General features: G+C 69.2%; 6 protein-coding genes and 1 pseudogene. 2 read left to right on the top strand and 5 right to left on the bottom strand.

Annotated elements, in window-relative coordinates; all coding sequences use genetic code 11:
• Nucleotides 1–120 precede the first annotated feature (120 nt).
• The 5 genes and pseudogenes from ACAG26_RS19030 to ACAG26_RS19010 all read right to left on the bottom strand — a co-directional run bounded on the left by ACAG26_RS19030 (nt 121) and on the right by ACAG26_RS19010 (nt 6481).
• Nucleotides 121–882, bottom strand: a complete 762-nt coding sequence (locus ACAG26_RS19030) for a DsbA family protein (protein ID WP_370484630.1) — start codon at nt 880–882, stop codon at nt 121–123.
• 246 nt (nt 883–1128) lie between these two features.
• A pseudogene (locus tag ACAG26_RS19025) lies at nt 1129–1578 on the bottom strand (serine/threonine-protein kinase); the annotation flags it as partial.
• A gap of 127 nt (nt 1579–1705) precedes the next feature.
• Nucleotides 1706–4717 carry a protein translocase subunit SecD gene (secD, locus tag ACAG26_RS19020; RefSeq protein WP_370484616.1) on the bottom strand — a complete coding sequence of 1004 codons (3012 nt, stop codon included), beginning with the start codon at nt 4715–4717 and terminating at the stop codon, nt 1706–1708.
• A gap of 8 nt (nt 4718–4725) precedes the next feature.
• Nucleotides 4726–5589, bottom strand: a complete 864-nt coding sequence (locus ACAG26_RS19015) for a peptidylprolyl isomerase (protein WP_370484615.1) — start codon at nt 5587–5589, stop codon at nt 4726–4728.
• A gap of 4 nt (nt 5590–5593) precedes the next feature.
• Complete coding sequence (locus ACAG26_RS19010) at nt 5594–6481, bottom strand: peptidylprolyl isomerase (RefSeq protein ID WP_370484614.1); 888 nt, start codon at nt 6479–6481, stop codon at nt 5594–5596.
• Between the two features lie 122 nt (nt 6482–6603).
• Between ACAG26_RS19010 and ACAG26_RS19005 the strand changes: the two genes are divergently transcribed.
• On the top strand, nt 6604–7269 hold the full coding sequence (locus tag ACAG26_RS19005; protein WP_370484613.1) for an MBL fold metallo-hydrolase: 666 nt from the start codon (nt 6604–6606) through the stop codon (nt 7267–7269).
• A complete protein-coding gene (hisS, locus tag ACAG26_RS19000) occupies nt 7266–8528 on the top strand; it encodes a histidine--tRNA ligase (RefSeq protein WP_370484612.1) in 1263 nt (420 codons plus the stop codon). Before ACAG26_RS19005 ends, hisS begins: the two co-directional genes overlap by 4 nt.
• Nucleotides 8529–8724: the final 196 nt, after the last annotated feature.

Raw genomic sequence — 8724 nt, 5'->3', positions numbered from 1 at the left:
GCTGCCCTGCTTCCGAAACGCCATCGAACAACACCCCTAAACCAATCAGGTGTTGCAGCGACCGCTTGAGCCCAAGGCCCAAAACCGCGACCCTGGGCGCAATCTCGACGTCGCCAGCGATTACAGCCCCGGCACGTTGCCGACGATTTCCTTGATCTTGCCGACCATCTCGTCTGGTGTTGAGAAGCTGTACTCCTCGCCGTTGATCCGGACGGTCGGAGTGCCGCGAATGCCACTGGATTTCGCCATGCCCTTGACCATGGCGAGGTGTTTCTCGCCGTTGATGCAGTCCGCGACACCGCCCCCGGCGCCGGCCTGGTGCGCGAGTTCGATCAACCGTGCGTTGTCCGGGTAGACCCCGCCGATCTCCTGCGGCTGCCCCTGCGGGCTGAACAGTGTGTCGTGGAAACGTCGGAACGCGCCGATGGATTCGTCGGCGACGCAGTAGGCCGCCGCCCCGGCGCGCGACGAATAGTGGTCGGTTGCCGGCCCGTCCAAGATCGCGACCGGGTAGTAGTCGACGGCGACGGCACCGGTGTCGATGAGCCGAGACATCGTCGGGCCGAAGACCCGCTCGAAATTGCCGCAGGCCGGGCACAGGAAGTCCTCGTAGAGCGACACGACGGCCTTGGGCTCGTCGCTGCCAGACTCGGTGATCAGCCTGCTCGACGCGACCCGCACCGCCTGGCTGCCGGATTCGGCGCGCTGAGCACCGGAGTGTCCGACATTCCGCAGCACCAGGTATCCCGCGACGGCGACGATCGCCACGACGACCGCGACGGCCGCGGTGATGCCCACCACCAGACCGGTGCGCCGCGGCCGGGCGGCCGGCGTCGGCATGGGGGCCGGCTGCCAGGGCGCGGGCTGGGCGGGCGCCGGCATGGGCGGCAGCTGTAACGCGGCTTGCGCGGCCTGGGCGAGTTCGGTTGCGGTTTGGTAACGCTCGCTGGGGTTTTCGGCCACGCCGCGGGCGATGACGGCGTCCAGCGTCGGGGGGATGTCGGGTGCGGTCAGGGATAGTTGCGGCGTCGGCGCGGCGGGGTCGAGGCGGTGACCGGTGAGGCATTGGTAGAGCAGACGGGCCATCGCCGGGACGTCTGCCCGCGGGCCGACGGCGGCGTTGTCGGCGGTGCCGAAGGTCAGGTAGGCGAAGTCGCGGGCGTCGACCAACACGTGGGACGCTTTGAGGTCGCGGTGGGTGAGCCCGGCCTGGTGGGCGGTGTCGAGTGCTGACCCGACTTGCTCGATGATCGCCACGGCGCGCGCAGGGTGTAACCGGCCGTCGTGGGCAACGACGGTAGCCAGGTCGCGCCCCTCGATGAGCCGCATGTCGACGTAGAGGCGGCCGTCGATGTCGCCGTAATTGTGGATCGGCACGATGTGCGGATCGTTCACGCTCGCCGCCAGCCGGATGGCGTCGCGGAAGCGCTGCGCGAACTCCGGATCCTCGGAGAGCTGCGCAGACAGCACCTTGACGGCGACCGCACGGCCCGTCGCAGTGTCCTGCGCGCGAAACACCTCACCGGTATCGCCGCGGCCCACCACATCTAACAGTTGATAGCGACCGAATGACTCCATTGCCCACTTCCTCCCTTGGTGCCGAGCGTATGCCGAGCGTGCGCAGATCCGGGGCTCCGCCCGGCGTGTCGACCGGGAACACGCGCGCTCGGCGGGGAACGGACCGCACGCACGCTCGGCGGGGGACTCACACCAGCCGGATCGAGGTGATCGTGACCTTGATGTTCGGCGGACCGTCGTCGGGAGCTTGGCCGCCGGACGCGACGCCGCCCGCCGCAATCTTGTCCAGCGTTCCCAATCCGGCCTGATCGACGGACCCGAAAATCGTGTATTGCGGCGGCAATTGGGAATCCCGGTACACCAGGAAGAACTGGCTGCCGTTGGTGTTGGGTCCGGCGTTGGCCATCGCCAGGGTGCCGCGCGGATACACCACCGGGTCCTGCAGCGCGGGATCACCGGGCGGGTACTGGTCGGTGGGGTACTCGTTGCCGAACTGATAGCCCGGCCCGCCGGTGCCGTTCGCGTCCGGATCGCCGCACTGCAACACGCTCAACGACACCGCGGTGGTCAGCCGGTGGCATCCGGTGTTATCGAAGTAGCCCTGCTGGGCCAGGCTGATAAAGCTGTTGACCGTGCACGGCGCTTTGCCGTTGTCCAGCGTCAACCCGATCGGCCCCTGATCGGTGTCCATGCTGACGCTGACTTGCGCGGGGTCGGTGGGTACCCGGCCCGACCGCGGCAGCTCCACCGGTTTGCTGGCCGGCTGCACAGCCGGCGGGTATTGGCAATTGGCGCCCAGGTCGGCCGGCGCGGTGAACGGCGGCAACTGCCCGTTACCCGGCGGAGCCGTGCTGGAGGCCGCCGCGCTCGTTGTTGCCCGGGTGTCGTTGGTCGACGCCGCTGTCCGGCTTCTGGCGTCGCGGGCCACGACCGCCACCGCCGCCGCGGCCACCACCACCGCCGCCGCGATTACCGCCGCGATAATGGCCAGCGTGCGGCGGGTGTCGCTGGGTGACTGCTGGAACAGCACGGGCGGCGCGGACACGGGCATGATGGGCCCCGGCGGGTAGCCCGGGACCGGGGCGGGCGCAACCGGTTTCGGCGGCCGGGTGACCACGGACAGCAGCGGCCAGGTCACCAGCGCCAGCACCAGCACGTTGACGACCGCGGTGACACCCAAGGAGACCGCGAAGTTTTTCACCGCGTGCACCGGCAGCACGGCCAGCACCGCGGCCACCAGTGCCGCACCGGCGTTACCGACCAAGACGACGTTGCGTGCGCGTCGCCACGTCGGCGGCGCTGCACCAGCCCTGATGTCGGCTCTGGCACGGGCCACCAGCAACGCCAACGACGCCCCGATGCCTACGAGACCGACACCCAGACCGGCCAGGCCGGGCAGCTCCAGTAGGTAGTCCAGGTAACGGCCTACGAGCACCAGGATCGCGAAAACTAGTGCCCCCGAGGCGGCCACGGATACCGCGGCGATGAGCCCCAACACCCGGTGGTACATCAGTGCGGCGATCAGCAGCGCCACCAGGATCACCGCGGCTGCGACCAGCCCGGCCCGTGCGGCACCCGGACTGACTGCGGCGGGCACGGTTTGGGCGTTCGAGGAGTCGAACGACAGCGGCAGCGAACCGTATTTCAGGACGCCGGCCAGCACCTTGGCCTGCGCCCGCGTGAAGTCCCCGGTGATGCGGGTCCGGCCGCCGGGGATGGCCTCCTGGATCTGCGGCGCGCTGACCACCTGCGTGTCCAGCGTGAACGCGGTCTGGGTGCCGACGTGGGCCGCGGTGTAGTCCGCCCAGGTGTTGGCCGCGTCCTTCTTGAACCGCAGTTCGACGGCGTAACCGCCGCTTTGCTGGTCCATCCCCGACGTGGCGTCCTGGATTTGGTCACCGCTGATGATCGACGGGCCCAGCAGATAGGCCACCTTGTGGTCCTTCGAGCAGGTCACCAGCGGCAGCTTGGGGTCGTCGCGGCCAGCGAGCACGTCGTCGCCCTCGCAGCGGGCGGCTTGCATGCGCAGCGTCAACAACTGAATCAGCTGGCTGTCGCTTTGCCGCAACCTCTTCGCCATGGCAATACTTGCGGCGAGGTCTCGGTCGCGATCCGGTGGGGACGTCGACTGGTTGGGATCACTTTGCGCCGGAACAGCGTTGATCACCGGACGGATGTACAGCTGCCCGGTCTGAGCCAGCGTGCGCAGCTGGCCGGCATCGTCGCCGGGCACGGTGACCACCAGCGTGTCGCCGTCGACGGCGACCATCGTGCCGGGCTCCCGCGCGCTGAGCACCTTTTGCGCCTGCGCCAGGGCATCCCGGGGCGGGGGCGATCCGTCGGCGGTCCTGGGCGTCAAGGTGACTCGGGTACCACCGGCCAGGTCGATGCCCAGTTTGGGCGCGGCGCGGCCGCCGGACACCAACACGGTCAGGTAGCCGGCGACCAGCAACACCGCGAACACCGCCACACACACCGCGGCGCGCGCCAGTGCGGACTGCCCGCCCGGCGGCGGGGGCATCGTGCTGGCGTAGATCGGCACCGGGTTCAGCGCCGTGCGGGCTGCGTACGCGAGTTCGGTTGCGGTGTGGTAGCGCTCGGTCGGATTGTCGGCCATACCCCGGGCGATGACGGCGCCCAGCCCGGGCGGGATGTCCGGTGCCAGACCGGAACCGGGGTGTTGGCCGGTGAGGCATTCGGACAGCACGCCGGCCAGCGCGGGGATGTCGGCGCGCGGGTGGGCGGTGGTACCGAAATCGTTGAGGTAGACGAAGTCGCCGGCGTCGATCAGAACGGTGGACGGCCTGAGGTCACGGGGCGTGAGCCCGGCGTGGTGGGCGGCGTCGAGGGTGGCCGCGAGCTGTTCGATGATCGCCACGGCGCGGGCGGGGTGCAGGCGGCCGTCGTGGGCAAGGACGGTGGCCAGGTCGCGGCCCTCGATGAGCCGCATGTCGACGTAGAGGCGGCCGTCGATGTCGCCGTAATTGTGGATCGGCACGATGTGCGGGTCGTTGAGGTCCGCGGTGCGACGGGTGTCGTCGCGGAAGCGTTGCGCAAACTCCGGGTCCTCGGAGAGCTGCGCGGACAGCACCTGGACGGCGACGACGCGGTCGGTGTCGGTGTCGTGGGCGCGAAACACCTCGCCGGTGTCGCTGCGGCTCACCACGTCCAGCAGTTGGTAGCGCCCGAATGACTCCATTGCCTGCGTTAGTCCACGTGCACCGCGGTGATGGTGACCTTGGTGTTCGGCGCACCGTCCTCCGGTGACCGGCCGCCGGCTTCGACGCCGCCCGCGGCGATGGTGTCCAAGGTGGCCAGCCCGTCGTCGCCGATGGTGCCGAAAACCGTGTATTGCGGCGGCAATTGGGAATCTTGGTACACCAGGAAGAATTGGCTGCCGTTGGTGTTGGGTCCGGCGTTGGCCATCGCCAGGGTGCCGCGTGGATACAGCACGGGGCGTTTCAGCCCGAGATCACCGGGCGGGTACTCGGTGGTGGGGTATTCGTTGGCGAAGTCGTAGCCGGGCCCGCCGGTGCCGTCGCCGGAGGGGTCGCCGCATTGCAGCACACCCAACGACGCCGCGGTGGTCAGCCGGTGGCATCCGGTGTCGTCGAAGTAGCCCTGGTGGGCCAGGCTGACGAAGCTGTTGACCGTGCACGGCGCTTGGGCGTTGTTCAGCGTCAGCCCGATCGGGCCCTGATCGGTATCGATGGTGGCGCTGATCTCCGCGGGGTCGGTGGACACCCGGCCGGACCGCGGCGGATCGACGTCCTTGGCCGCCGGCTGGGGTGTCCGCGGGTATTGGCAGTTAGCGCCCAGGTCGGCCGGTGCGGTGAACGGCGGCAGCTGCCCGTTGGCCGGCGGCGCCGGCTTGCGGCTCGGCGGGGTGTAGATGTCCGACGCCGGGGCCTGGCTGCTGGCTGCCGGGTGTTGGTCGGCGCCGCCGTCGTGGGTGACCAGGACGAAGACCACGGCGACGACGATCACCACCGCGCCGATGATGCCCGCACCGATGAGGACTGAGCTGGGGATCGGGTTTTTCGGGCGGTGTGGTCCTGACGAGGCGGTCATCGGCTCAGTCCAGCAGCGCCGAGGTGATGGTGACCTTGATGTTCGGCGGACCGTCGTCGGGGCCCGTGCCGCCGGGGGCGACACCGCCCTTGGCGATCTTGTCCAGGGTGGCCAGCCCGTCGTCTTGGATCTTGCCGAACACCGTGTAGTCCGGGGGCAGCTTCGAATCCTGATACACCAGGAAGAACTGGCTGCCGTTGGAATTCGGCTGCGCGGAATGGGCCATGGCCAGCGTGCCGCGCGGGTAGGTGACGGGTTCTTGCAGTGCCGGGTCGCCGGGTGGGTACTGGTTGGTGGGGTACTCGTTGGCGAACTGGTAACCGGGGCCGCCGGTGCCGCTACCGGTCGGGTCGCCGCACTGCAGGACGTGCAGGACGGGAGCGGTGGTGAGCCGGTGGCACGGGGTGTTGTCGAAGAAGTGCTTGCTGGCCAGGCTGGCGAAGCTGTTGACCGTGCACGGTGCTTGGGCGTTGTTCAGCATCAGCCCGATCGGGCCCTGATCGGTCACCATGCTGACGCTGATCTGGGCCGGGTCGGTGGGGACCTTACCCGACCGCGGCGGCTCCACCGGTTTGCTGGCCGGTTCCACCGACGGCGGGTACTCGCAGTTGGCGCCCAGGTCGGCCGGCGGCTTGAACGCCGGCAGCTGACCCGGCGCACCCGGTGCCTCCGACGCCTCGCTGCTGGTCGTCGCCGATGCGGTGCTGTTCTCGGATTTGTCTTTGGTCTTCAGCACGATGGCCGTCCCGGCCGCACCGGCCACCACCAACACCGCGACCACCGCCCCGACGATGGCCAGGATCCGGTTGCGCCGGGCTTGCTGGGCGCGGCGCTCCAGCTGTCGTTCCAGCTTGCGCTTGGCTGCTGCGCGTCGTTGTTCGTTGGTCGGCACCGCCGGTAACCTCCGTGGCTAGCTTGATGGCCCGCATCGTCGCCGGGCGACGTGCTCACTCGGGAGTTGAGTGTGCCAGCCCTCGCTGAACCCGGGTGGTTCGGGATGGGAAACTGGGAACCGTGTTGATCACCGGATTTCCGGCAGGGATGCTGGCGTGCAACTGCTACGTGCTGGCCCCGCGGGCCGGGACGGACGCCGTCATCGTCGACCCCGGCCAGCGCGCGATGGGCCCGCTGCGCAAGATCCTGGACGAAAACCGGCTGACGCCGGCCGCGGTGCTGCTCACCCACGGGCATATCGACCACATCTGGTCGGCGCAGAAGGTGTCCGACACCTACGGCTGCCCGGCCTACATCCACGGCGAGGACCGGTTCATGCTGTCCGATCCGATCAAGGGTTTCGGGCCGCGACTGGGGCAGATGCTGTTCGGTGCGCTGTTCCGCGAGCCCAAACAGGTGGTCGAGCTGGATCGGGACGGCGACAAGATTGGTATCGGCGGCACCACCATCACCGTCGATCACACGCCCGGACACACCCGCGGTTCGGTGGTGTTCCGGGTCGCCGGGGACGCCACCGAGGTGGTGTTCAGCGGGGACACCCTGTTCGCCGGGTCGGTGGGGCGCACCGACCTGCCCGGTGGCAGCGGGCGCGACCTGCTGGGCTCCATCGTCGACAAACTGTTGGTGCTCGACGACGCCACCGTGGTGCTGCCCGGACACGGCCCGCAAACCACCATCGGCGCCGAACGTCGCAGCAACCCGTTTCTGCAAGGCTTGAGCGCGTGAGCGGCTTCAAGGCCCCCAAGGGGGTGCCCGACTATGTTCCGCCGGCCTCGGCGGCCTTCGTCGCGGTGCGCGCCGGGCTGCTCGACGTCGCCCGCCGCGCCGGCTACGGCGACATCGAGTTGCCCATCTTCGAAGACACCGCCTTATTCGCCCGCGGGGTGGGGGAGTCCACCGACGTGGTCTCCAAGGAGATGTACACCTTCGCCGACCGGGGTGACCGCTCGGTGACACTGCGCCCGGAAGGCACCGCCGGGGTGGTGCGCGCGGTGATCGAGCACGGGCTGGACCGCGGCCAGCTGCCGGTCAAACTGTGCTACGCCGGGCCGTTCTTCCGCTACGAACGCCCGCAGGCCGGCCGCTACCGCCAGCTGCAGCAGGTCGGGGTGGAGGCCATCGGCGTCGACGACCCGGCGCTGGACGCCGAGGTGATCGCGGTCGCCGATGCCGGGTTCCGGTCGCTGGGCCTGGACGGCTTCCGGCTCGAGATCACCTCACTGGGCGACGACACCTGCCGACCCGCCTATCGGGAACTGTTGCAGGAGTTCCTGTTCGGGCTCGACCTGGACGACGAGACCCGGCGCCGCGCCGAGATCAACCCGCTGCGGGTGCTCGACGACAAACGCCCCGACGTCCGCGCGATGACCGCCGACGCTCCGGTGATGCTCGACCATCTCTCCGATGTGGCCAAGCAGCACTTCGAGACGGTGCTGGCCCACCTGGACGCGCTCGGCGTGCCGTATGTGATCAACCCGCGGATGGTGCGCGGGCTGGACTACTACACCAAGACCACCTTCGAGTTTGTGCACGACGGGCTGGGCGCGCAGTCCGGCATCGGCGGCGGCGGCCGCTACGACGGGTTGATGCGCGAGCTGGGCGGGCAGGATTTGTCCGGTATCGGGTTCGGGCTTGGGGTGGACCGCACCCTGTTGGCGTTGGCGGCCGAGGGGCGCAGCGTCGGTGTTTCGGCCCGGTGCGACGTGTTCGGGGTTCCGTTGGGGGAGCGGGCCAAACTTCAGCTGGCGGTGCTGGCCGGGCAGTTGCGGGCCGCCGGGGTGCGCGTCGATGTGGCCTACGGCGATCGCGGGCTCAAGGGCGCGATGCGCGCCGCCGACCGCTCCGGGGCGTCGGTGGCGTTGGTGGCCGGGGAGCGGGACATCGAGGCCGGCACCGTCGGGGTCAAGGATCTGGGTACCGGCGAGCAGGTCGACGTCGCGGTCGACGAGGTGGTCGCCGAGGTGCTGGGCCGGGTGTCGGGTTGATATACGCCTGAGCGCCCAGCTTGTGATACAAGCCAATGCTCGGCAGTGGAGGATTGCCTGAGCTCCCGTCGCCAGGCCATGGGTTAGCGTTGGTAATTGTCGGCGGTCTCGACGTTTGCATGTGGCCGTAGTGACTGTTGTGGAACCCCAGCTCGGGGCTCAACATCGTAGACAAAAGTAGACAATTTTCCGGTAA

The sequence above is a fragment of the Mycobacterium sp. pUA109 genome, from assembly GCF_041287095.1.
In the GTDB taxonomy this organism is placed as follows: domain Bacteria; phylum Actinomycetota; class Actinomycetes; order Mycobacteriales; family Mycobacteriaceae; genus Mycobacterium.
The sequence above is the reverse complement of the archived record's forward strand: the minus strand, read 5'-3'. Positions and strand labels throughout refer to the sequence as shown.

What these genes read in the sequence shown, in the direction of transcription:
- ACAG26_RS19030 (WP_370484630.1), bottom strand. Translation starts at nt 882, where the DNA reads ATGCCGGCGCCCGCCCAGCCCGCGCCCTGGCAGCCGGCCCCCATGCCG.
- secD (WP_370484616.1), bottom strand. Translation starts at nt 4,717, where the DNA reads ATGGAGTCATTCGGGCGCTACCAACTGCTGGACGTGGTGAGCCGCAGC.
- ACAG26_RS19015 (WP_370484615.1), bottom strand. Translation starts at nt 5,589, where the DNA reads ATGACCGCCTCGTCAGGACCACACCGCCCGAAAAACCCGATCCCCAGC.